This window comes from Xanthobacteraceae bacterium, from assembly GCA_019454205.1.
In the GTDB taxonomy this organism is placed as follows: domain Bacteria; phylum Pseudomonadota; class Alphaproteobacteria; order Rhizobiales; family Xanthobacteraceae.
In genome coordinates this window covers 436754-460374 of sequence record CP075369.1, presented here as the reverse complement: position 1 = coordinate 460374, position 23621 = coordinate 436754, and the positions used below count along the sequence as shown (strand labels likewise).

The window sequence follows — 23621 nt, the reverse complement described above, 5'->3', positions numbered from 1 at the left end:
CGGGGTGTCGGAAGCAGACTTACGCCCCGAACACCGACCAGCCCATGCGGCGGGTAAGCTGTTCGAGGGAGACCCGCCCCAGATACGAATTCCCGTTTTCGTCCAGCCCTGGAGACCATACCGCGATCGACGCCTTACCGGGCGCGATCGCGAGTATGCCACCCCCGACCCCACTCTTGCCCGGCAGACCGACGCGATAGGCGAACTCGCCCGAACCGTCGTAGTGGCCGCACATCATCATGATCGAGTTGATGCGCTTCGCCCGCTCCGGCGTGACTACACTCATCCCGGTCGTCGGGTTCACACCGTTATTCGCGAGAAAGCGCCCCGCCATCGCAAGCTGGCGGCAAGACATCGCAATCGCGCAGTGGTGGAAATAAACGCCCAGCGTGAAATGTACGGGGTTGGTGAGCACGTCGAACGACTTCATATAGTTCGCGAGCGCGGCGTTGCGGAAACCCGTGCGCTGCTCGGAAGCCGCCACCGCATCGTCAATCGTGATCTTCTCGTCGTCGGCGACGAATTGCATGAAGCGCACGATTTCGCCGAGTGCCTCGCGTGGCTGGCCTGAGAGGATGACGTCGGTCACCGCGATTGCGCCGGAATTGATGAAGGGGTTTCGCGGCTTTCCCTTCTCGTATTCGAGCTGGACGATGGAGTTGAACGCGCTGCCCGAAGGCTCGCGCCCTACCCGCTGCCACAGCAGGTCGCCGATCTTGCCGAGCGCGAGCGTCAGCGTGAACACCTTCGAGATGCTCTGGATCGAAAACGCCACGTCGCTGTCGCCGCCGGTAACCACCTCACCGTCATTGCCCACCACGACGATGCCGAACTTCTTCGGATCGACCTTGGCAAGCTCCGGAATATAGGAAGCGACCTTGCCGCGCTCCGGCCTCTCGGCCATTTCGGCGGCAATTTCCTTCACCACTTCTTTGAGATCGGGAATGGTTCATCCCGCGCTGACGCGCGCGGCCTCAATTTAATCCGGCGGAAATCTAGGGAAGCGCTCCCGCCGTGCCAAGCACAGAAGAAAGGCAGGGTTTATGCGCTCGCGCGCTCCTCAAGCGTGGCCTTGATCGCCGGGCCTACGGCCGCCTTCATCGCCTCGCCCAGCGCCATGACTCCGGTAGCGGGACGGACCATGACCTCAAATTCGGCGATCCTGCCGTCGGCATCGAACTTGATGAGGTCGATGCCTTTCAGCGTCTTGTCGCCAACGCGGGCTGAAAATTCGAGGCACGCGCTGTTGGCTGAATCGAACAGTTCGCGGTGATACGCGAAATCCTGAAACACTTTCATCGCGCCGCGCAGTACGATGCAAACCACTTTCTTCCCGGGATAAGGCGAATTAGCCACCGGCGAGCGGAACACGGCTTCCTCTGCCACGATGCTCTCGAGATCGGAAAGGTCCACTTTCGCGATCATGTCGTGCCATTTATGGAGCGATTTGGCGGCGGCGGGCGTTAAGTTCATGGCGTACCTTTTGGGCGTATCCTTTTGCGCTATTCTACACCGCGAAATCAGGGACAAGTCTACTGCAAGCGAAATGCCGCAACGGAAACAAAGAAAAACGAATACACCGCGCGACGCGCGGTCATGGTGGAAGCAGGCGTTCGACCTCGAATTCATTCGCCAGTTTCCGTTCTGGATGCTCGCTTTCGTCACCATCATCCTTGCGAACCGCAAGCCCTATGGACGCAAGCCGGCGGAATTCAATTTCGACATAAGCTGGGATTCGATCGCGTATTCCACGCTGAAACCAATCCACATCCTCGCCTGCGCGACCCTGATGGTACTCGGCGTCATCGCTTACAAATGGAAGCGCTGGTGGGTCGCGGCGATCCTCACCATGCTGATCGGGCTGTCGTGGGAAATCTCGCAGATGACGGTCGCCGGGCATTACGCGCGGCTCACCGATCTCATTCCGGATTTTCTCGGCGTCGTGCTCGGCTTTTTAATTGTCGAAGGCTTCCGGCACGCGATGAAGCCGGAAGATTATTTGTTCGGCTGAATCACCAGACGGCGTAAGCGGTAAGCGCGGCAGCGGCCAGAAAAACCGCTATCGCCGGATGCCGCCAGCCGCAATAAATGCAGGCGAGGCCGGTCAGCAAAATCGTTCCCGCGAGCGTCAGCGCGATGGCGCGCAAAGGATTCGCAGGCTGCACCGCGATGACGGCGAGGATGACCGCCGCGCACCACCAATACAGGCTTGCCAGATGCCAGACCGCGCGGATGACGCGCTCGGTGAAACCGCGATCGCCGCGGCGCAACAACGGCAGGTTCGGCAGTGCAAGCAGTCTCGGCAGAAATCCGCGCTCGCCCAAATATGAATGCGCGATGCCTGCGACGATCATCAAAGCAGAGGCGAGCCAGAGCATCGCGTGGTCCGCTCACATATTCGGATAGTTCGGCCCGCCGCCGCCTTCCGGCGTGGTCCAGTTGATGTTCTGGTTTGGATCCTTGATGTCGCAGGTTTTGCAGTGGACGCAGTTCTGCGCGTTGATCTGGAAACGCGGCCCGCCTGCTTCCTCGACCCATTCATAGACGCCCGCCGGACAATAGCGGTTCGACGGGCCGGCATAGACATCGTGCTCAGATTTTTTCTGAAGCTCCATGTCCTTCACCTTGAGATGGATCGGCTGGTTCTCTTCGTGGTTCGTGTTCGAGATGAACACCGAACCCAATTTATCGAACGAGATCACGCCGTCCGGCCTCGGATAGTCGATCTTCTGGTGCTTCGATGCAGGATCGAGCGATTGCGCATCGGTCTTGCCGTGGCCGAGCGTGCCGAACAGCGAGATGCCGAATAGCTGGTTCATCCACATGTCGAAACCGCCGAGCGCCATGCCCAGATAGAGGCCGAACTTCGACCACAACGGCTTCACGTTACGGACCTTCGCAAGATCCTTGCCGACCTGCGATGCGCGCCAGCCGTTCTCGTATTCCAGCAATTCGTCGCGCGTACGGCCCGCGGCCAGCGCCTTCGCGACTTCTTCCGCAGCCATGATGCCGGTGAGCACTGCGTTGTGCGAACCCTTGATGCGCGGGACGTTGACGAAACCCGCCGCACAACCGACCAGCGCGCCGCCCGGGAAAACAAGTTTCGGCACCGACTGGAAGCCGCCTTCGGTGATCGCGCGCGCGCCATACGAGAGACGCTTGCCGCCCTCGAAGGTGCCGCGCACGGACGGATGCGTCTTGAAGCGCTGGAATTCCTCGAACGGCGCGATGTAGGGATTCTTGTAATTCAGATGGACGACGAAGCCGACCATCACCTGCTCGTCTTCCATGTGATAGAGGAACGAGCCGCCGCCGGTCTGGTTGTCGAGCGGCCAGCCGAAGGAATGTTGCACAAGGCCGGGCTTGTGCTTTTCCGGCGCCACCTTCCAGAGTTCTTTCAGGCCGATGCCGTATTTCTGCGGCTCGGAGTTTTTATCGAGACCGAACTTCGCGATCAGTTGCTTCGAGAGCGAACCGCGCGCGCCTTCCGCGAAGAAGGTGTACTTGCCGTGCAGTTCGATACCGCGCTCGTAATGCGAGGTCGGCTTGCCGTCGCGGCCGATGCCCTTGTCGCCGGTCGCGACCCCCTTCACCGCGCCGTTCTCGTCGAACAGCACTTCGGCGGCGGCGAATGTCGGATAGATTTCAACGCCGAGCGCTTCGGCGCGCGTCGCCAGCCAGCGGCAGACGTTGCCGAGCGAGACGATGTAGTTGCCGTGATTGTTCATCAGCGGCGGCATGAGGAAATTCGGCAGCCGGAAAGCGCCGGTCTTCGTCATATAATAGAAGTGATCGTCCTTCACTTCGGTCTTGAAGGGATGGGTGTCGTCGGTTTTCCAGTCGGGGATCAGCGCATTGATACCGACCGGATCGACGACAGCGCCAGACAAAATATGCGCGCCGACTTCCGAACCCTTTTCAAGCACGACCACGGTGGTCTCAGGCGAAAGCTGCTTGAGCTTGATCGCGGCAGCGAGACCGGACGGGCCGGCACCGACGATCACGACATCGAATTCCATTGCCTCGCGGGCGGGGAGTTCCTGATTTTCGTCGGTCATGGCGCTCATCCTTGGGATTTCAGGTGTTTTCCCTGTTTTTTGGACCGATTACAACGTGCTTGTCGTTGACGTCGCGGCGCTTTGGATTTCATTTCATACCCTATGACCGAGCCGCGCCCGCATCCGTTCGAAGTCCTGCGCTTCTATGCCGAAAACGGCGTGGACATCGCGCTCGACGAGATCGCGCCGCACCGTCTGGCGGAACCCTTCGTCACGGTGCCGGAGAAGGTTCCGGTGCGCGAACCACTTGCCCGTCCATTCGGCGCGCCACCTGGCGCATCGCAGAGCCGTGACATTGCTCCCGCCGTGCCGGAAGTCGCAGTGCGGCAGGCCTCCGAACTCGCGCGCGCGGCGAACACGCTCGACGAACTCCGTCTAGCCCTTGAGAGTTTCGACGGCTGCGCGCTGAAAACGACCGCAATGAAAACCGTATTCGCGGACGGCAACCCGCAGTCCCGCGTCATGTTTGTCGGCGAAGGACCGGGCGCGGAAGAAGACCGCGAGGGCCTGCCCTTCGTCGGCCGTTCGGGAAAGCTGCTCGACCTCATGATGAAGTCGATCGGGCTGGACCGCACCAACAGCTACATCGCGAACATCATCCCGTGGCGGCCGCCGGGAAACCGCACACCGACGCCGCAGGAGTCCGCGATCTGCTTGCCCTTCATCCGGCGGCAGATCGAACTTGCGAATCCGGATATTCTGGTTTGCCTCGGCGGGCCATCCGCTTCGACGCTGCTGGAACTGAAAGAGGGAATCACGCGCACGCGCGGCCGCTGGTTCGAGTTCGATACCGGCACGCGGAGAATCAAGGCGATCGCCCTGTTCCATCCGGCGTACCTGCTGCGCTCGCCCGCGCACAAGAAACTCGCGTGGCAGGATTTGCTGGCGATCAAGAAAGCGCTGGCGAACTGAATATCCGCGTTTCGCGCGCAACGCATATCTCCTCCGCCGATACTATTGCGCTGCAATGCCGCGCGCTTGCGCATCCGCATCTATGCTAGAATAATTATAACAAAGCAGAACCGCGGAGCGTTTCGATGGATTTCGATCCGGTAGTGCTCGCCAGATTTCAGTTCGCCTTCACGGTCACCTTCCACATCATCTTTCCGACCTTCACCATCGGGCTGTCGGCCTATATCGCGACGCTGGAAGTGATGTGGCTGTGGTCGGGCCGCGAGCATTATCACCGCCTCGCCCGGTTCTGGACCAAGATCTTCGCCGTCTCCTTCGCGATGGGAGTCGTCTCCGGCATCGTGCTCTCTTACCAGTTCGGCACAAACTGGAGCCGCTTCTCGGAATTCGCCGGCAACATCATCGGCCCGCTGATGGGCTACGAAGTGCTGACCGCGTTCTTCCTCGAAGCAACCTTCCTTGGCGTCATGTTGTTCGGCTGGGACCGCGTGCCGAAGCCGTTGCATGTGTTCGCGTGTATTGCCGTCGCGGCCGGCACGCTGATGTCGGCGTTCTGGATTCTTGCCGCGAATAGCTGGATGCACACGCCGCAAGGCCATGTCATCCAGAACGGCGTTGCGGTTCCGCAAGACTGGCTCGCGATCATCTTCAATCCGAGCTTTCTCTATCGCCTCGCGCACATGACGACCGCCGCCTACCTCACGACCTCGTTCGTCGTACTCGCGGTCGGCGCGCGTTACATGCTGGCGAAGCAATATCCCGACGAGGCGAAGACCATGCTGCGCATGGGCATCGCCTTCGCCGCCATTGTCGCGCCGCTGCAACTCTTCATCGGCGACCAGCACGGCCTGAACACGCTCAAGCACCAGCCGATCAAGGTCGCGGCGATGGAAGGCCACTGGGATGGCTCGAAACCCGGCGCACTCATCCTGTTCGCGTGGCCGGATGAAAAGAACGAGCGCAACCTGTTCGAGATTTCCATTCCCAACGGCGCATCGCTGATTCTGAAGCACGATCCGAACGCACTGTTTCCCGGCCTGAAAAGCGTGCCGCCACAGGATCGTCCGCCGGTGAAGAACGTCTTCTTCTCCTTCCGCATCATGGTCGGCATCGGCCTGTTCATGATCGCATCGTCGTTCGTCGGTCTCTGGCTGCTTCGCCGCGACAGGATTCTGAACTCGCGCTGGTATCTCTGGCCGATGCAGCACATGTGGTGGAGCGGATTCGTCGCGGTAGTCGCGGGATGGGTGGTGACGGAGAGCGGGCGGCAACCTTGGCTCGTCCATGGACTGCTGCGCACCGCGGACGGCATCTCGCCGGTGCCGGGCGGCTCGGTCGGAACCACGCTCGCGCTCTACATCATCGTGTACGGCATCGTGTTCTCGATGGGCATCTATTACATCAACCGGCTGATCTCGAAGGGACCGCAGGCGAAGTCGCTCGCGCCGAAATCCGGCGTGCCGAACCGGCCGCTCGCAGCGGGCGTCGAACAGCAATGACCGTCTCCTTCGAACGCACCGCTCCCATCCTGCGGATGTTCTCGGTCGAGAAGACGAAGGAATTCTATTTCGAGTTTCTCGGATTCAAGCTCGATTGGGAACACCGCTTCGAGAAAGATGCGCCGCTCTATATGCAAATCTCGCGCGCAGGTGCCACGCTGCACCTGAGCGAACATTTCGGCGACGGCGTTCCGGGTTCGGCGGTCTACTTCTCCATGAAGGGCATCGAGGAATTTCATCGCGAGCTGACCGCGAAGAATTACCGCCACGCACGTCCCGGTATTCTCGATCAGGAATGGGGCATGCGCGAAATCATGATCTCCGACCCGTCCGGCAACAAACTTCGCTTCGGCGAACCGAAATCCTAGGGAGTTCGAGATGGAATGGTATCTGCCATTGATCTGGGCGCTGGTGATCGGCTTTGCCGTCGCGATGTACGTCATCCTCGACGGCTTCGATCTCGGTATCGGTATTCTCTTTCCCTTCACGAAGACGGAAAAAGAGCGCGACCAGATGATGAATACGGTCGCGCCGTTCTGGGACGGCAACGAAACCTGGCTGGTGCTCGGCGGCGCGGGATTGCTGGTGGCGTTTCCGAAAGCCTACGCAATCCTGATGCCTGCATTCTATCTTCCCGTAACACTGATGCTGCTCGGCCTCGTGCTGCGCGGCGTGTCGTTCGAATTCCGCTGGATCGCGCAGAGCAGCAAGTATCTCTGGAATCTCGCTTTCGCCGGTGGCTCAATCGTCGCCGGCTTCATGCAGGGCATCGTGCTCGGCGGCATGATCTCCGGCGTGAAAGTGCAAGGCACGCAATATGCGGGCGGCGCGTTCGACTGGTTTACGCCTTTCAACCTAATGTGCGGCTTCGCCGTGTTGTCAGGCTACGCCCTGCTCGGCGCGACGTGGCTGATCATGAAAACCGAAGGCGATGTCGCGAAACGTGCGCGCGAACACGCGATGATCGCGCTGTATGCGGTTCTCTTCTTCATTGCAGTCGTTTCGCTGTGGACGCCGGTCGCACATCCGCGCATCGCGGCGCGTTGGTTCACGCTGCCCAATTTTCTTTTCTTCTGGCCGGTACCACTGGTGACTGCGATCCTGTCGTACGCATGCTGGCACTGGTTGCGCACGAAGAACGATTACCTGCCGTTCGTTTGCGCGATCGGTCTGTTCTTCATGGGCTATTCGGGACTGGTGATTTCCAACTTCCCCTATCTCGTGCCGCCCATGCTCGATGTCTGGCAAACGGCTGCCGCGCCCGCGAGCCTGCTGTTCGCGCTGATGGGAACGCTCTTCATGTTCCCGATCCTGGTGGGCTACACCGTGTTCATCTACTGGGTGTTCCGCGGCAAGCTGAAGGAAGGCGAAGGCTATCACTGAGCCTTCCACGCTCTTCGCGCGCCGCTTACGTTAAGACGAAGCCGCAAGGCACGCGTTTACACGCTCACAAAGCAGTTCAGGAAAAACGCGAGTCATTTCAAGCGGCTGAATCGTGCGCCTCAGAAGCGGATTCCGGGCTTACTCTTAAAGTATCGATTCAGTTATTGCGGGGCAGACGCAGGTCCTTGCGGCTGCGGCTCGGTTTTCGGCTGCTCTTCGGTCTTGGGTTGCTCCACCGGTTTCGGCATCTGCGCGGCAGGCAATACGATGGCCCAACCGAGCCGCACGGGATCGCCACCTCCGCGAGTCCATGGCAATCGCAGCGGCGCCTCCGGTATGAACGGCGGCAACCATGCGCGCAACCACGCAGGCGGATCGACATCCACGCCGCGCACTTCCCAGAACACCACACCACCGCGGCGTTTGAACTCTTCGATGTCGACCCACGGGTTCTGCGAAATGTCCGCGTCGATGAAAACGCGCGGCCGCTCGCGGCTCAGTGCAGCGATCTGCGACGCAGGGATGCGCTCGCCGATAATATACGCAAGCGGCTCGCCGGTTCTGGTCCGGAATATCTCGGTGAAGGTTCGCGCAGCCGGCTCCGCGGGCCAGTTGACGCTGCGCTTGTCCTGCCAGAGCCATGAAGATGTATACGCCGCGGCGATCTGCACGGCGGCAGGGAAGAATAAAAATCCCGCCATCACGCCGGCAATCGCCTGCTGGCGGCGGATACGCACGCGCTGCCCGGCGAACATGATGACGGCCACTCCGGATAACAGCAATAAACTGCTCGCGGCGGCTGGAACAGTTTGCGCGTTGCGCCACCACAACCAGAGGAGAGCAAGCGGCAACGGAAGCAAAGCAAGCGCGAATGTGCTGCGGCGAGCAAGCATGCTTTCCGGTTCACGCACGAACACCGGCGCGTTCTGCTTAGCGCGTACCGCATAGACGGCGGCGAGACAGACCAGCGCCAGCAATCCCGCGTGACCGGCCGCGAGCGGCAGCAAAAGTTCTTTCACACGCAGCAAATCGCTCTCCGGAATTCCGGACTCGATTCCGGGAAGCAGATTTCTCCAGCCGTTTCGCGTCAGCCAGAACAAACGCGGCAACGAAAGCAACATGAAAAAGAAAGCAAAGAAACCGCCGCCGATCTGCATCTCGAAGCGCGTGAACGCAGCGCGCGCACGGGGACTGACGAGTGTCGCGAGCACGAACACCACGAACAGCACGATCCCCTGCGGGCCGGTATAGAGTGTTGCCGCCAGCGCGATGCCGAGCGCAGCGAGACAGTACGGATTGCGTTCGCCGACGCCGCGCCACCAGAGATAGATCGCAGCGGCGATCAGCGGCATTTGCAAAACCTGCGCGCTCCACGTCTCCGCGGGCCATGCCACGGGATACACACCGATCATCAACAGCGAAGCGATTGCCGCGTGGCGTGCGCCGATGATCCTTCGCGCGAATAAAAAAACGATCCAGCCCGCGAGGGCGACGCAGATCACCGCGAGCAGACGCAGCAGAAAAAACGAATGGGTGAAACGGAACACGCTTTCCGCAATCCAGAGCGGCAGCGGCGCGGCACCCGCATAACCGCTCTGCCATTCGCGGCCGAGCGCGAGCGCGACCGCAAGCTCCGGTGCGGGCGCACTCTCGACGATCTGCAACGTGATGCTCCAGACGATCACATAGCAAATCAGCGACAAGCCGACGAACCATCCGGGCCTTGCCCGAAGACCCTCGACCAAAATCGATGCCTCAAGCGGGCCGGCGGCGCTGTCCAGAATTTTCATCAGGCGGAGGCTTGCGCGGTTTCGTAGACGGCGCGGGCGCGGGCTTCGGCGGCGTTGCGGACCGGCGCGAACGAATTGCGGTGATGCACGGTCGGACCATGCATCTGCAAGCAGCGCGAATGTAGCGCCGTGCCGTAGCCCTTGTGCGACTCGAAACCGTAATCGGGGAACGCGAGGCCGAGCTGCATCATCATGCGGTCACGCGTCACTTTCGCGACGATGGAAGCGGCGGCAACCGACGCCACAATGCCATCGCCGCCGATAACGGCTTCCACTTCACATTGCAGCGGCAGGGTGTCGCGTCCATCCACGAATACGAATTGCGGCGCACGCGGCAGCGCGCGCACCGCGCGCGCGAGCGCCCACAAGCTCGCGCGCAGAATGTTGTCGCGGTCGATGCGCGACGGCGGCGCGACGGCGACTGCAACTTCCGCTGTCGCACAGATTTCGGAGAACAGGATTTCCCGCTTGTCCGCGCGTAGCGCCTTCGAGTCATCGAGGCCCTTCGGCACGTTCAGCGGGTCCAGGATCACCGCGGCAGCAACAACGGGACCCGCCAGCGGTCCCCGGCCTGCCTCGTCACAACCGGCGACCGGCGCAAAGCCGCGGCGATAGGCGTTGGCTTCGCGGGCGAAGGTCGGGCCACGGCGCGCGAGAATCATGACTGAACTTTAGCGGCTGTTTCGGGTTTTGGGCGGGACAACATGGCACGAGGCCCCTCCTCCTGCTATCGAAACCTATGGATTTGCGGCGCGCCCCAAGGTTCGCCACAATCGGCGAAGAATTCACCGTGGAGCCACGGAGGCAAGACAAAGATGCGTTGGGACGATTTCCGCCAGAGCGACAACGTCGAAGACCGCCGCGACGATAACGGCAACATCCTTGCCGGTCCCGGCTTCCCGTTGCCGACCGGCCAGGGCGGCCTCGGTATCGGCACGATCATCATTCTCGGCCTGCTGGCATGGGCGATCGGTATCGATCCTCGCGTGATCCTCGGCGGTATCGAAATGGCGCAGGGACCGCGGCAGGGCTACGAGCAACAAGTCCCGAACCAGCCGAATATCCGCAAGAAGGGCGCGCCGACCGACGAACTCGGCCGCTTCGTCGCGGGCGTGCTCGGCGAAACCGAAGACCGCTGGTCGGAAATTTTCGCCGAAGGCGGCCAGCGCTACCGCGCGCCCCGGCTTGTGATCTTCCGGAACGCGACGCGCTCGGCCTGCGGCTATGCGCAGTCGGCGATGGGTCCGTTCTATTGCCCGCCGGAACAGGCGGTCTATCTCGACACCTCGTTCTTCCAGGACTTGCAGCGCAAGCTCGGCGCGTGTCCGGCAGGATCGAAGACCTGCGAATTCTCGCAGGCCTACGTAATCGCGCACGAGATCGGCCATCACGTCCAGAACCTGCTCGGCGTGTTGCCGAAAGTGCAGCAGGCGCAGCGCGGCGTCGGCCAGCGCGAGCGCAACGCGTTGCAGGTGCGCGTCGAATTGCAGGCGGACTGCTTCGCGGGCGTCTGGGCCAACCGCCAGCAGAAGAAGCGCGCATTCCTCGATCCGGGCGACGTGGACGCGGCATTGCAAACCGCAAGCGCCATCGGCGACGACATGCTGCAGCGGCGCTCGCAGGGCTATGTGGTGCCGGACTCGTTCACGCACGGCTCGTCGGCGCAACGCAAACGCTGGTTCCAGACCGGCTTCGAGAGCGGCTCGCTTTCGGCCTGCAACACGTTCTCGGCCTCGTCGATCTGAAGCAGCGTTCGTGGAAGACAAACCGTTCGTTCCGCTGAATATCGCGGTACTGACCGTTTCCGACACGCGCGATCTCGCGGAAGACAAATCCGGCAGCACGCTTGCCGATCGCATCGCCGCGGCGGGGCACGCCCTCGCCGTGCGCGCCATCGTGAAGGACGAAGTGCGTGCGATCCGCGCCAAGGTGCGCGCGTGGATCAAGGACAAGAAAATCGACGTGGTGATCACCACCGGCGGCACCGGCTTCACCGGGCGCGACGTGACGCCGGAAGCGGTCGAACCGCTATTCGAAAAACGGATGGACGGCTTCTCCATCGTTTTTCACCAGATCTCGTTCGCGAAGATCAAATCCTCGACGATCCAGAGCCGCGCGACGGCGGGCGTCGCGAATGCGACCTACATCTTCTGCCTGCCGGGTTCGCCCGGCGCATGCCGCGACGCATGGGACGAAATCCTCGTCCACCAGTTCGACCTGCGGCACAAGCCGTGCAACTTCGTCGAGATCATGCCGCGGCTTGACGAGCATCTGAAACGCTCGAAGATAAAAAAGACGAAGTAAATACAAACAGAAAGGCCAGCCATGACGCCAGCCGCCGGGAAGCCGCGTATCGTCATCATCGGCGCGGGCTTTGGCGGGCTGGAAGCGGCACGCGCGTTGCGCAAGGCGCACGCCGACATCACGGTCATCGACCGCCACAACCATCACACCTTCCAGCCCCTGCTCTATCAGGTCGCAACCGCGGTAATCTCGCCGGCGGATATTGCGTGGCCGGTGCGCAGCATCTTGCGCAAACAGCAGAACGCCACCGTGATGCTCGGCTCAATCCGCAGCATCGACACGAAGGCGCGCATCGTCCATGCCGACACGGTCGATCTTCCTTATGACTATCTGGTGCTGGCGACCGGCGTGACCCACTCCTATTTCGGGCACGACGACTGGCAGAATGCCGCGCCGGGATTGAAGACGCTCACCGACGCCACAAAAATCCGCAGCCGCGTCTTGCTCTCCTTCGAGCGCGCGGAGACCGCGCAAAATAACGAGGACCGCAAGCGCCTCCTCACCTTCGTCGTGGTCGGCGGCGGGCCGACCGGCGTCGAAATGGCGGGCGCCATCGCCGAAATCGCGCGGCATGCGCTGCGCATGGACTTTCGCAAGATCGACCCCAGCGAGGCGCGCATCCTGCTGATCGAAGCCGGGCCACGCATCCTGCCCGCATTTCCGGAAGACCTTTCCGCCTATGCGGAGCGCTCGCTGAAGAAGATGGGCGTCGAGGTGCTGACCTCGACGCTGGTAACCGACGTGCGCCGCACCGGCGTTTCGCTGGGCGAACGCAACATCGACTCGGAAGCGATCGTCTGGGCCGCGGGCGTGAAGGCTTCGCCTGCCGCGGAATGGATCGGCGCGGAGGCCGACCGTGCCGGACGCATCAAGGTCGCAGCGGATTTAAGCGTGCCCGGTCATCCGGAAATCTTCGCCGTTGGAGATACCGCAACATTGGCGGCGCCGATTCCGGGAATCGCACCTGCCGCGAAACAGATGGGAAAATATGTGGGCCGCCTGATCGCCGCGCGCATCAAAGGCGAAGCGGCTCCCGCCCCGTTCGTCTATCGCCACGCAGGCGACCTCGCGACCATCGGCAGAAAATCGGCAGTGGTGAAACTGAAGCGTTTCAAATTGACGGGTTTTATCGGCTGGCTGTTCTGGTCGGTCGCGCACATTTATTTCCTGATCGGGTTGCGTAACCGGCTCATGGTCGCGATGACATGGCTGTGGAGCTACATCACCTACCAGCGCGGCGCGCGGCTGATCACGCGCGACGACCGGCCGGGATAGCGCAAGTTCCACGCCGCCGCATTTCGGAACCAACTTCCCTGTTAGCGTTTACCCACGGGCTTTGGGGCGACGAATGAGGAAGCCATGCAAGTTCCGCTCGAAATCTCTTATCGCAACATCGACAAATCGCAGGCTGCGGAGGAAATCATCCGCGCCCATGTCGCGGAGCTGGAGGAAATCTACGACCGCATTACTTCGTGCCATGTGCGCGTAGACCGGCGCGCGGACAATGCGAACCACTCGATTCCGCCGGTGGTGCGGATCGAGCTGGAAATTCCGGGCCGGAAGAATCTCGTGGTCGCGCACGAGCCGGATCACCTGCAACGCAAGTACCAGTCGCCGGATCTCGGCAACGCCATCAACGAAGCGTTCCGGATCGCAGAGCGGCGGCTGCAAGCGCTGAAAGAAACGCGGAAGTCGAATGGGCGCGTGCAGGCCGAAGGCAGCGAAGAGCGCTTCCTCGGACAGGTCGCGGAAATCTATCCGCTACAGGATTACGGCTACCTGCTCGGCAAGGAGGGCGCACTGCTTTACTTCCACCGCAACGCCATCCTTTCCGGCGATTTCGATTACCTCGTGCGCGGCGTCGAGGTTCATTACGTCGAGGAAGACGGCGACACCGGCCCGCTCGCAAAGAAGGTGTGGGTGAAGAACAGCCACTGACCTTGGAGAATATTACTTGCCGATCCGGGCGCTGCGAGGCGGCGACCCGGAACGGCCTTGTCACAACTTCAGTTCCCACGTCTCGCCGGTCAGCTTCTTTCCGAAATCGGCGTGGGGTTTGGTGCCGGTCAGTCTGAACCCGACGTTCGCGTATAATTTTCGCGCGGCGAGCAGTTCGCTTTGCGTCCAGAGCACGATCTTTTCGTAGCGGCACGCCCGCGCGAAGGCGATGCAGGCATCGACGAGTTTCTGCGCCGCACCCTTCCCGCGCGCCCATGGCTCCAGAAACATCAGGCGCAGCTTGGCGGTCTTCTTATCCGCGCGCACGAGGCAGACGGAGCCAGCCGGCACGCCGTTCAACTCCGCGATCCAGCAACGCTCCGACTTCGCGTCGTAGTTTTTCAGAAACTGCGCGCAGATGTCCGCGACCAGCGCCTCGAATTGCGGACCGTAGCCATATTCCTCGTCGTAGAGCGCCGCGTGGCGCAGGGTGATCCAGCCCATGTCTCCGGGGCGGTGCGTGCGCAGCGTTACCTTTGCCGCATCCTCGTCCGCCGCGGTCAGCGCGCCGACAATCCGCATTGCGTCCAGTAATTGCGTTTGCGCGCTTGCGGGAAGCGCGCCGATCATCGCGCCGACGCGGTCACGCGAGCGCAGTTCGAGCGGCGCATAGGCGCTGTAGCCAAGCCGCGTCAGTGAAACGAGAGCGCTCCTGCGATCCTCCGCCGAGGCGTTTCGCACGATCAGCTTCGCCTTCTCGAAACGGTCGAGTATCCGGCTCAGGTACCCGGCATCCAGCGCCAGCGTGAGCGCGATTTCCTTCGCGGTTTTTTCGCCTTCGGAAAGTTCGTAGAGCACGCGCGCCTCGGTCAGCGAGAACGGCGTATCGAGGAAGGCTTCGTCCAGCACGCCGAGCGTTCGCGTATAGGCGCGGTTGAAACGGCGAACGGCGTCAACCTTCGTGCGGCTGAAATTGGGCATGGCCACAGGTTCGGCCAGATACTTGACGGAGTCAACTATTCCGCAGGATCGGCCAGCAGCACCCGCGTCCGCAGCTTCACGATGCGCATGCGGCCCAGTTTCGCGATCAGGCGGCGATGCGCGTTCGCGCCTTTCTGGTGGCCGCCGCTTTGCTGGTACATGGTTTTCGAGATCAGCAGCCCCTGCTCCGCGCGCGGACGGCCGGTGAGCGCGAGCCGCGCACTGGCTGCGGCTTCCGCGAACCGTGGGCGCATACCGAAGCCTTCATAGGCGAGCCGGAAGGTCGCCGCGCGCAGCTTGCCGGAGCGGCCAACGGTGTCGAGGAATTTTCGCACTTCGCGTGTCCAGCCCTCTTCGAGCCTCCCGCCCGGATCGAGAAACAAGAGCCACTCACCGCGTACCGCGGCGCGCGCGCCCTCGCGCAGCCGCAGGCCGAGATCTTCGCCGCCTTTCAGGAAAATGCAGCCCGCCGCATCCGCGATGGCTTCGGTTTCGTCGTTCGAGCCGCCGTCGGCAAGTACGACATCGCGAACAATCCCGGCAGCCGCGCCGGAAACCAGCGCGGCAAGCGTCGGCACGATCTGGCGCTCCGAGTCGAGCGTGGGAATCACAACGCTGATCAAAGCGGATACTGCATCACGTGACGTTTCGGCGGTTACGCCACGCTCCGCAACCGTTGGGAGCGTGGCGCCGTCTTGTACCTTATTTCACCGCAATCAAGGAAATCTCGATTTTCGCGTCGAGCGGAAGGCGTGCCACCTGCACAGTCGCGCGCGCAGGCGGCATCTTGGTGAAGTAGGTCGCGTAAACGCCGTTCATGGCCTTGAAGTCGTTCAGATCCTGCATAAAGACCGAGGACGAAACGACGTTATCCATCGTCATGCCGGCGGCCTCCAGCACGGCTTTCAGGTTTTCAAGCACCTGCTTGGTCTGCTCCTCGATCGAAGCATCTTTCATCATCTTCTTGGTCTTCGGATCGATCGCGACCTGCCCGGCGAGATAAAGCGTGTTGCCGACCTGAATCGCCTGCGAGTAGGGACCGATCGCCTCCGGCGCGTTCGGCGTGGAGATCACGACCTTTCCGCCCTGCTGCGCGTTCACGATGCCCGCGAAAGCCAATACGGCCACGCCTGCCAGAGCCGCCTTGAGATAGTTCATTTATTCCTCCGTTTCCGATTTTTACGCTGCGATTAGACGTTTCCGCCGAAGACCACGCAAGCGCGCGCGAATCACCCCGCGCTTCTACCGGGCGGCCCCGCTTGCGCAGGGACTATCCTGCAACCACCTGCTCTTTCGGCGGTTATGCGTGTGTCCGCGTACCGTTGGGCGTTCCTCACATCGCAAGACCTTGGAGCAACCGCGATTTCTGCCCCATATCTTGTTCTTGTTTTGTTCTCATTTCCCGCCTAGGATTTCATTCCAAGCAGGAGAGTCGGCCGTGGACCACGGATTTGAAAAGGACCTTCAGAACAGCGACTTCGCACCCGCCCCGGAACACGCGGACGGGCTGCTCGATACATCGGTCGGCGGCGAGCGCCGCCGGGGCCGCGGCGCGGTATCCAACGCCAGCAGCCGCTACGACGCGGAAGCACGTATTCCGTTCGACGACGGCTGGCAGTCCCTCGAAGACCTTCCGCCGCTCAAGACCGTGACGCGCGAGGAGCGCGCGCGCAAAATCATTACGCGGAACGACTCGCCGGATATCGGCTTCGACCGCTCGATCAATCCGTATCGCGGCTGCGAGCACGGCTGCATCTACTGTTTCGCGCGGCCGACCCACGCCTATCACGGCATGTCGCCGGGCCTCGATTTCGAAACGCAGTTGTTCGTGAAGCCGGACGCGCCGGAATTGCTCCGCAAGGAACTGGCTGCGCCCGGCTATTCGCCGCGCGTGATGGCGATGGGCACGAATACCGATCCCTACCAGCCGATCGAGCGGAAGTGGAAGCTGACGCGGCGCATTCTCGAAGTGCTGAGCGAGACCAACCATCCGGTCGGCATCGTCACGAAGTCGAACCTGGTGTTGCGCGACCTCGACATCCTCGCGCCGATGGCGGCGAAAGGGCTGGCCAAGGTCGCGATCTCGATCACCACGCTCGACCCGAAACTCGCGCGCGCGATGGAGCCGCGCGCGCCGACGCCGCCGCGCCGCCTCGAAGCTATCCGCGAACTGTCGCGCGCCGGCATCCCGACCGCGATCATGACCGCACCCATCGTACCGGCGATCAACGACTCCGAAATCGAGCGTCTGCTCGATGCGGGTGCTGCCGCAGGCGCGACGGAAGCGGGCTTCGTGATGCTGAGGATGCCGCTCGAGATCAAGGACCTGTTCCGCGAATGGCTGCGCGAGCATTTCCCTGACAAGGAGAAGCACGTCATCTCGCTCATCCGCGACATCCACGGCGGCAAGGACTACGACTCGACCTGGGGTTTGCGCCAGCGCGGCACCGGCCCTTATGCGTGGTCGGTGGCGCGGCGCTTTGAACTCGCCTGCAACAAGTTCGGCCTGAACAAACGCCGCTGGCCGATGACCACTTCGCTGTTCAGGCACCCGCCGATGAAGGGCGACCAGATGGACCTGTTCGCGGCTTGAGCCTGCTTTGCTTCGCGGCGAATGAACTTCGTCCACGGTCTCGCAGGGTCAATTCCTAACGGCCGTTAACACTTTATATTTAATGGGTTTTTTACCGTGAGCGGCGATGCTGCGCACTGTGTTTCGTTGCGTAACGAGTACCGGTATTGCGTATGCGAGTCTCGCGTCTCGGGGCGCCCAGTAGGGCGCCCCGTTCAGCTTCGGCGAAACGGCCAGACCTTCCGGGGCTGGAGCACAATCGCATCATCGTCGGCGATTGCATCGAGGAATTGAACAGGCTCCCCGAAGCATCCGTCGATCTCGTATTCGCGGACCCGCCCTACAATCTGCAACTTCGCGGCGATCTTTCGCGGCCCGACCAGTCCAAGGTCGATGCGGTAGACGACGCCTGGGACCAGTTCTCCAGCTTCGAGGCCTACGACAACTTCACGCGTGAGTGGCTGAAAGCCGCGCGCCGCGCGATGAAACCGAACGCGACGCTGTGGGTGATCGGCTCGTATCACAACATTTTCCGCGTCGGCACCGCGTTGCAGGACATCGGCTTCTGGATCCTGAACGATGTCGTGTGGCGGAAAGTGAACCCGATGCCGAACTTCCGCGGCCGCCGTTTCACCAACGCACACGAAACGCTGATCTGGGCCGCACGCGACGAGAAGGCGCGCAAATACGTCTTCAACTACGAAGCGCTGAAAGCCGGCAACGAAGACGTGCAGGTGCGCTCCGACTGGACGCTGCCGCTCTGCACCGGCGCGGAACGCCTGAAAGATAAAGACGGCGACAAGGTGCATCCCACGCAGAAACCGGAATCGCTGCTGGCGCGCGTGTTGCTTTCCTCGACCAGGCCGGGCGACGTCGTGCTCGACCCGTTCTTCGGCTCCGGCACCACCGGCGCGGTGGCGAAAAAGCTCTCGCGCCGCTTCATCGGCATCGAGCGCGAAACCACCTATGCGAAAGCCGCGGAAGCGCGCATCGCGAATGTCGAACCCTATCCCGAAGCGACACTGGTGCCCTTCATGACCGCACGCGAAGCGCCGCGCGTGGCCTTCGCGAGCATCGTCGAACGCGGATTGCTGGATGCGGGCGCGACCCTCACCGACGCCAAGGGCAAGGTGCGGGCAACGGTACGCCCCGACGGTTCGATCCAGTTGGGACCGCATGCCGGCTCGATCCACAAGATGGGCGCGCTCGCGCAAAATCTTGAAGCCTGCAACGGCTGGACCTACTGGCACTTCGAGGACGGCAAGGCGAAGAAACCGATCGACGCGCTGCGCGCGATTATTCGCGGCGAATTGCAGGCCGCGGAATAAACCGCGTTACGTCGCTTCCGGCGGAATCACCTTCTCGGCGATTTTGCGCTCGTCCGCGCTGGTCACCGGGCCCGGCGTGACGGATGTGCGGTTCGCAAAATCCAGCATGCCCTGCGCGATTTCGCGCTCGCCCATCACGGTATGGCTCGCGCCGAGGCGGTCGAGGTTGCTTTGCTCCGCATCGGAATGTGCGCGTGCGATGATCTCTAGCGAATGGTTCGCCTTGCGCGCCTGCTGCACAACCTGTCCCGCTTCGAAACTTTCGGGAATCGCAACGAACAGCGTTCTGGCGTGTCCAAGATTGGCAGCCGCCAGCAATTCCGGCGTGGCGGCGTTGCCGAAGAACACCTCGATCCCGCGCGCGCGCAACTGCTTTGCCACGTCGGGACGATCCTCGATCACGACATAGGGGATGCCCTGCTGCCGAAGCCCGTCGCCGATATGCGAGCCGACACGGCCGTAACCAACGATCACCGCGTGGTTCTCCAGCTTGGTCGGTTCCAGAATCGCGGCAGGCTCCTCCGGTACGGGTGCTGCTGTCGCAATTTCCTCTCCGCCCGTTTTCTTCTCAAGCTTCGGCTTGATCCAATCGATTGCCTGAAACGCGAACGGGTTCAGCATGATCGAAATCATCGCGCCCGCGAGAATGAAGTCGAGGCCGGTCTGCGGCATCAGCTTCAGCGATACGCCGAGGCCCGCGAGGATGAACGAGAACTCGCCGATCTGCGCAAGCGAAGCGGAAATAACCAGCGCGGTCGAAGTAGGATACTTGAACGCGCGCACGATGAGGAACGCCGCGACCGACTTGCCAAAAACGATGATGAAGATCGTTCCCGCCAGCAGCCATGGATGCTGCACGACGATATTCGGGTTGAACAACATGCCGACGGAGACGAAGAACAGCACCGCGAAAGCGTCGCGCAGCGGCAGCGTTTCTTCCGCCGCGCGCTGCGAGAGCGGCGACTCGCTCATCACCATGCCCGCGAAGAACGCGCCGAGCGCAAAGGATGCACCGAACCACGTCGATGCCGCGTAGGCGATGCCGAGCGCGATTGCCAGAACGGACAGCCGGAACAGTTCGCGCGAACCCGTATGCGCGACCCAGTGCAGCGCCCACGGCACGACACGCTGCCCGATCACCAGCATGACGATCACGAAGGCCGTAACCTTGCCGAGCGTGATCGCAATCGGCTGCCACATGGCAGGATTGGAGACGGCATCTTTCGCCATGATGACGGTGGCCATCGCCGGCAGCAGCACCAGCGCCAGCACCATCGCGAGGTCTTCGACGATCAGCCAGCCGACCGCGATGCGCCCGCGCTCGGTTTCAACAAGGCGGCGCTCCTGTAGCGCACGAAGCAGCACGACGGTTGACGCGACGGAGAGCGCGAGACCGAACACGAAACCCGCGGTCCAGCCCCAGCCGAGGAAATAGACCATGCCCATGCCCATCAGCGTCGCCGCGCCGATCTGAGCGATAGCACCGGGGATCGCGATGGCGCGCACCGAGAGCAGGTCTTTCAGTGAGAAGTGCAGGCCGACGCCGAACATCAGCAGGATGACGCCAAGTTCGGCCAGTTCGTTCGCAAGCGCCTGATCGGCGACAAAGCCCGGCGTGTAAGGACCCGCAAGCACGCCTGCCAGAAGATAACCGACGATGGGGGAAATGCGCAGCCGGTGCGCGATAGAGCCAAGAATGAAGGCCAGAACCAGACCGGCGACAATGGTAGCGATCAGCGGCGTGTAATGCGGCATTGTTCCTCGTTGGCAGGCGTCCCCGTGCCTGTTCCATTCAAATAAAGGAACCGGTCCGGATTCTGCAAACGAAAACGTAGCCGGGGTTACAACGAAATCGGCAAGCCGAACGAGTTTGCCGAAGGCGGCTCGACAATCGGCGCCTTCGTGCCATCGGGACCGGGAAGCTCGTCGGTCCACACCGTGAATTTGCGGAGAATGTTGTGACCGAACGTGGTGGAAATCGCGACGTCGGCCGCATCGCGGCCGCGGCCGATCAGGATTCGCGCGATCCGGGGCATGTTGTGACGGGCGTCAAACGAATACCACCGGCCGCCGAGGTAGACTTCGAACCATGCCGAGAAATCCATCGGCGCCGGGTCGAGCGGCACCCCGATATCGCCGAGATACCCGGTGCAGTAGCGCGCCGGAATGTTCATGCAGCGGCAAAGCGTGATCGCGAGATGCGCGAAGTCGCGGCAGACCCCGCGCTGGTCCGAGAGCGCATCGGCGGCGGTGCGGGTCGCCGAGGCATGCGGATAACCGAAGCTGATTTTCGAATTCACGAAATCGCAGATCGCCTGCACTCTTGGCCAACCTTCAGGCGTGTTGCCGAACATCGCCCAGGCCATGTTCACCAGCTTGTCGGTCTCGCAGTAGCGCGACGCGAGCAGGAACATCAGCGCTTCATCCGGTAGGTCGGCGATGGCGTGCTGCTTCGCTTCCGGTACGACCGGCTCGGGCGTGCCCACATCGTTGACGATGGTGTCGGTAAAGATACGGAGCTGGCCCGCGGGCGCAACGATGCGGGTGCAGGTATTGCCGAAGATGTCCAGATAACTTCGCGCGGGAACGGCGGGGGTGAATTGTAAAGTATCCGGCTTTTCCAGATCGGCCTGCCGCGATGGGTGAACGTTCAACATCAACACCATCGGTGTCGGTTGCCCGCACTCATATATTATGTCGAAGCCAATTCTGATCTGCACGAAAGGGGACTCAAATGAAAACGCGGCAGCGGCTCTATGGAAGCCGCCACCGCGCTAATAGTTCCCCTCAATATGACGGGCGCAAAGCCTATAATTTCATCGCGCCGCGACGACCATGATCTCGACTTTGTAGTCGGGAGAGGCAAGTTTGGCCTCGATTGTCGCGCGTGCAGGCACATTGCCCTGCGATACCCACGCTTCCCAGGCCTTGTTCATTTCCGCGAAGTTCGAAATGTCCGGAAGGAAAATCTGGGTCTGGAGCAGCTTCGACTTGTCGGTGCCGGCCTGCTTCAGCAGATCGTCGATGATTTCGAGGATTTCCTTGGTCTGCTCGGTGACGCTCTTGCCCTTGGCCTTATCGGCGACCTGACCGGCGAGATAGACGGTGTTGTTGTGGACCACGGCCTGCGCCATGCGCGGACCCGGCTCGATACGCTGGATGTTCATTTCCTTCTCCCTCTCGCTTTTCGTTCGTGAGTGAATTCGAGTGCGTGGGCGATAACCTTTCGCATCACGCTCGGCAAGGCTTCCTCGTCCAGCGCGGCGAGCGGCACGAAGCGCATGCCTTTCGGCGCGCGCGTGCTTCGCGGAACGCTTGCGGAATAGACGGTCAGTTCCAGCGGAAAATGCGTGAAAACGTGGCGCACCACGCCGGGGAGCTTTTGCCATTGCTCATCGCCTTTCGCGATGCGGGGTGGCGCGGATTCCAGCGCTTCCTTCTCTTTATATGTAGCGCTCCATTCGCTGCCCGGCACTTCGGTCATGCTCGCAAGCAATCCTTTGTCCGGCCTCGTGCGCAGAAGGATGTGATCGTCCTCGCGCAGTACGACGAAAGCAGCGCCCTTGCGCAACGCGCCTTCCGCTTTTTCCGTCTTGCGCGGAAACGTCTCCTGATCGCCGCGCTCGCGCGCCGTGCAGGCATCGGCCCACGGGCAGATCGCACAGGCGGGACGCTTCGGCGTGCAGATCGTGGCACCCAGATCCATCAGCGCCTGCGCAAAATCTCCGGCGCGATGTGCCGGCGTCATTTCGGCGGCGAGCCGCGCGAGCGTCTTCTTCGCAGTGGGAAGTTTTTCCTCGATAGCAAACAAGCGCGACATCACGCGCTCGATGTTGCCGTCCACGGGGGTCGCCTTGCGCCTGAACGCGATGGCGGAAATCGCCGCGGAAGTATACGCGCCGATGCCGGGAAGGCGGCGTAGTTCATCTTCGCCTTCGGGAAAGCGTCCCGCGAATTCACCCACCACCGTTTTTGCGCAGGCGTGTAGGTTTCGCGCGCGCGCGTAATAGCCGAGACCCGCCCATGCGGAGAGCACTTCTTCCTGCCGCGCGTTCGCGAGTGCTGCAATGTCCGGCCAGCGCGCGAGAAACTTCGCATAATAAGGAAGTACGGTTTCGACGCGCGTCTGCTGCAGCATGATTTCGGAAAGCCAGACGCGATACGGGTCCGGCTTCGCGCCGCCACGCGCGCGCCACGGCAATACGCGGGCGGAAACATCGTACCATGCGAGCAGCGTGGCGGCTTCCGGCGCAACCTTCGGCTTTGCCCGCTGTTCACTCCCTGCCCGGCTTGTCTCGCGCATCCGGAAGCTCTACGCCGACTCCGGCAGGAACTGCAAAATGGCTTCCACGCCCAGACGCCCCCGCTTCGCCGCGCCGCTCGCCGACCTCGTCGGCAAGGCGGTGGGCGACGCGTTTTCAAAGCAGGGCTTCGCTTCCATCGAAATCGTGACGCGCTGGGAGGAGATCGTCGGCGAGAGCCTCGCGCGCCGTTCGGAACCGCTAGCGCTTACATGGCCGCGCCGCGACGATCCGGATTCGGTGGGTATCCTTCAGGTTCGCGTCGAGGGGGCTTACGCCCTCGAAGTGCAACATCTTCAACCTGTCATCATCGAACGGGTGAACCGTTATTTCGGCTGGCGCTGCGTCGGGCGCATTGCAATCCGGCAAGGGCCGGTTTCGCTACGGCGGTCCAAGCCGCCCAAGCCGAAAGAGCCTTCCGCGGAACAGGTCGAGGAGACGCGCAAAACCATCGGCCGGTTCGAGGACGAGCCGCTGGGACGGGCGGTTGCCCGGCTCGGCGCGCTGATCGGACAACGTCGCGGCAAATAGGCCGCGGGCCTGACCCACGCTTGC

Annotated in this window: 25 protein-coding genes; 12 read left to right on the top strand and 13 right to left on the bottom strand. The window is 62.0% G+C overall.

Features of this window, described 5'->3' with window-relative positions; translation table 11 throughout:
* Positions 1-19 precede the first annotated feature (19 nt).
* Both KF794_02215 and KF794_02210 read right to left on the bottom strand, forming a co-directional pair.
* Positions 20-946, bottom strand: a complete 927-nt coding sequence (locus KF794_02215; GenBank protein ID QYK46558.1) for a glutaminase — start codon at positions 944-946, stop codon at positions 20-22.
* 95 nt (positions 947-1041) lie between these two features.
* The gene (locus KF794_02210) at positions 1042-1473 is read right to left on the bottom strand and encodes a nuclear transport factor 2 family protein (GenBank protein QYK45541.1); all 432 of its coding nucleotides are present in this window, start codon (positions 1471-1473) and stop codon (positions 1042-1044) included.
* Positions 1474-1546: 73 nt separating this feature from the next.
* Between KF794_02210 and KF794_02205 the strand changes: the two genes are divergently transcribed.
* Entirely contained in the window at positions 1547-2011 is a 465-nt protein-coding gene (locus KF794_02205) for a VanZ family protein (protein ID QYK45540.1), read from the top strand.
* A gap of 1 nt (position 2012) precedes the next feature.
* Here KF794_02205 and KF794_02200 read toward each other — a convergent pair whose 3' ends face one another.
* Together KF794_02200 and KF794_02195 are read right to left on the bottom strand one after the other, a co-directional pair.
* Complete coding sequence (locus KF794_02200; protein QYK45539.1) at positions 2013-2378, bottom strand: hypothetical protein; 366 nt, start codon at positions 2376-2378, stop codon at positions 2013-2015.
* Between the two features lie 12 nt (positions 2379-2390).
* Complete coding sequence (locus tag KF794_02195) at positions 2391-4058, bottom strand: electron transfer flavoprotein-ubiquinone oxidoreductase (GenBank protein ID QYK45538.1); 1668 nt, start codon at positions 4056-4058, stop codon at positions 2391-2393.
* 102 nt (positions 4059-4160) lie between these two features.
* Here KF794_02195 and KF794_02190 point away from each other — a divergent pair, with 102 nt between their 5' ends.
* The 4 genes from KF794_02190 to cydB all read left to right on the top strand — a co-directional run bounded on the left by KF794_02190 (position 4161) and on the right by cydB (position 7852).
* Positions 4161-4970 carry a uracil-DNA glycosylase gene (locus KF794_02190; GenBank protein ID QYK45537.1) on the top strand — a complete coding sequence of 270 codons (810 nt, stop codon included), beginning with the start codon at positions 4161-4163 and terminating at the stop codon, positions 4968-4970.
* Between the two features lie 125 nt (positions 4971-5095).
* On the top strand, positions 5096-6469 hold the full coding sequence (locus tag KF794_02185) for a cytochrome ubiquinol oxidase subunit I (GenBank protein ID QYK45536.1): 1374 nt from the start codon (positions 5096-5098) through the stop codon (positions 6467-6469).
* Positions 6466-6837 (top strand): VOC family protein, encoded by a 372-nt coding sequence (locus tag KF794_02180; GenBank protein QYK45535.1) that lies wholly within the window; start codon positions 6466-6468, stop codon positions 6835-6837. Before KF794_02185 ends, KF794_02180 begins: the two co-directional genes overlap by 4 nt.
* Positions 6838-6847: 10 nt before the next feature.
* Complete coding sequence (gene cydB / locus KF794_02175) at positions 6848-7852, top strand: cytochrome d ubiquinol oxidase subunit II (protein ID QYK45534.1); 1005 nt, start codon at positions 6848-6850, stop codon at positions 7850-7852.
* 161 nt (positions 7853-8013) lie between these two features.
* On the opposite strand, the gene KF794_02170 is transcribed toward cydB, so the two are convergent.
* Together KF794_02170 and KF794_02165 are read right to left on the bottom strand one after the other, a co-directional pair.
* Positions 8014-9642 carry a glycosyltransferase family 39 protein gene (locus tag KF794_02170; protein QYK45533.1) on the bottom strand — a complete coding sequence of 543 codons (1629 nt, stop codon included), beginning with the start codon at positions 9640-9642 and terminating at the stop codon, positions 8014-8016.
* Positions 9642-10304 (bottom strand): ribonuclease HII, encoded by a 663-nt coding sequence (locus KF794_02165; protein QYK45532.1) that lies wholly within the window; start codon positions 10302-10304, stop codon positions 9642-9644. Before KF794_02165 ends, KF794_02170 begins: the two co-directional genes overlap by 1 nt.
* Before the next feature lie 153 nt (positions 10305-10457).
* Between KF794_02165 and KF794_02160 the strand changes: the two genes are divergently transcribed.
* The 4 genes from KF794_02160 to KF794_02145 all read left to right on the top strand — a co-directional run bounded on the left by KF794_02160 (position 10458) and on the right by KF794_02145 (position 13884).
* The gene (locus KF794_02160) at positions 10458-11387 is read left to right on the top strand and encodes a neutral zinc metallopeptidase (protein QYK45531.1); all 930 of its coding nucleotides are present in this window, start codon (positions 10458-10460) and stop codon (positions 11385-11387) included.
* Positions 11269-11946: a molybdenum cofactor biosynthesis protein B gene (moaB, locus tag KF794_02155; protein QYK45530.1), complete on the top strand. Its 678-nt coding sequence runs from the start codon at positions 11269-11271 to the stop codon at positions 11944-11946. The genes KF794_02160 and moaB overlap by 119 nt, the downstream gene beginning before the upstream one ends.
* A gap of 21 nt (positions 11947-11967) precedes the next feature.
* Entirely contained in the window at positions 11968-13221 is a 1254-nt protein-coding gene (locus KF794_02150) for an NAD(P)/FAD-dependent oxidoreductase (protein QYK45529.1), read from the top strand.
* 84 nt (positions 13222-13305) lie between these two features.
* The gene (locus tag KF794_02145) at positions 13306-13884 is read left to right on the top strand and encodes an HPF/RaiA family ribosome-associated protein (protein ID QYK45528.1); all 579 of its coding nucleotides are present in this window, start codon (positions 13306-13308) and stop codon (positions 13882-13884) included.
* A gap of 60 nt (positions 13885-13944) precedes the next feature.
* Here the strand turns inward: KF794_02145 and KF794_02140 are convergent, their stop codons facing one another.
* The 3 genes from KF794_02140 to KF794_02130 form a co-directional block, all read right to left on the bottom strand.
* Entirely contained in the window at positions 13945-14865 is a 921-nt protein-coding gene (locus KF794_02140) for a bifunctional helix-turn-helix transcriptional regulator/GNAT family N-acetyltransferase (protein QYK45527.1), read from the bottom strand.
* A 35-nt stretch (positions 14866-14900) separates the two neighbouring features.
* Positions 14901-15488, bottom strand: a complete 588-nt coding sequence (locus tag KF794_02135; protein QYK45526.1) for a glycosyltransferase — start codon at positions 15486-15488, stop codon at positions 14901-14903.
* Positions 15489-15567: 79 nt separating this feature from the next.
* Positions 15568-16023, bottom strand: coding sequence for a RidA family protein (locus KF794_02130; GenBank protein QYK45525.1), 456 nt, complete (start codon positions 16021-16023; stop codon positions 15568-15570).
* Positions 16024-16303: 280 nt separating this feature from the next.
* On the opposite strand from KF794_02130, the gene KF794_02125 reads away from it, so the two are divergent.
* Entirely contained in the window at positions 16304-17458 is a 1155-nt protein-coding gene (locus tag KF794_02125; GenBank protein QYK45524.1) for a PA0069 family radical SAM protein, read from the top strand.
* 152 nt (positions 17459-17610) lie between these two features.
* Positions 17611-18765, top strand: coding sequence for a site-specific DNA-methyltransferase (locus tag KF794_02120; protein QYK46557.1), 1155 nt, complete (start codon positions 17611-17613; stop codon positions 18763-18765).
* A gap of 6 nt (positions 18766-18771) precedes the next feature.
* Here KF794_02120 and KF794_02115 read toward each other — a convergent pair whose 3' ends face one another.
* The 4 genes from KF794_02115 to mutY all read right to left on the bottom strand — a co-directional run bounded on the left by KF794_02115 (position 18772) and on the right by mutY (position 23068).
* Positions 18772-20520 carry a Kef family K(+) transporter gene (locus KF794_02115; protein QYK45523.1) on the bottom strand — a complete coding sequence of 583 codons (1749 nt, stop codon included), beginning with the start codon at positions 20518-20520 and terminating at the stop codon, positions 18772-18774.
* A gap of 86 nt (positions 20521-20606) precedes the next feature.
* Positions 20607-21485, bottom strand: a complete 879-nt coding sequence (locus KF794_02110) for a transglutaminase family protein (GenBank protein ID QYK45522.1) — start codon at positions 21483-21485, stop codon at positions 20607-20609.
* Positions 21486-21581: 96 nt separating this feature from the next.
* Positions 21582-21932 carry a RidA family protein gene (locus KF794_02105; protein ID QYK45521.1) on the bottom strand — a complete coding sequence of 117 codons (351 nt, stop codon included), beginning with the start codon at positions 21930-21932 and terminating at the stop codon, positions 21582-21584.
* The gene (gene mutY / locus KF794_02100) at positions 21929-23068 is read right to left on the bottom strand and encodes an A/G-specific adenine glycosylase (protein QYK45520.1); all 1140 of its coding nucleotides are present in this window, start codon (positions 23066-23068) and stop codon (positions 21929-21931) included. The genes KF794_02105 and mutY overlap by 4 nt, the downstream gene beginning before the upstream one ends.
* Positions 23069-23105: 37 nt before the next feature.
* On the opposite strand from mutY, the gene KF794_02095 reads away from it, so the two are divergent.
* Complete coding sequence (locus KF794_02095; GenBank protein QYK45519.1) at positions 23106-23597, top strand: DUF721 domain-containing protein; 492 nt, start codon at positions 23106-23108, stop codon at positions 23595-23597.
* Positions 23598-23621 lie beyond the last annotated feature (24 nt).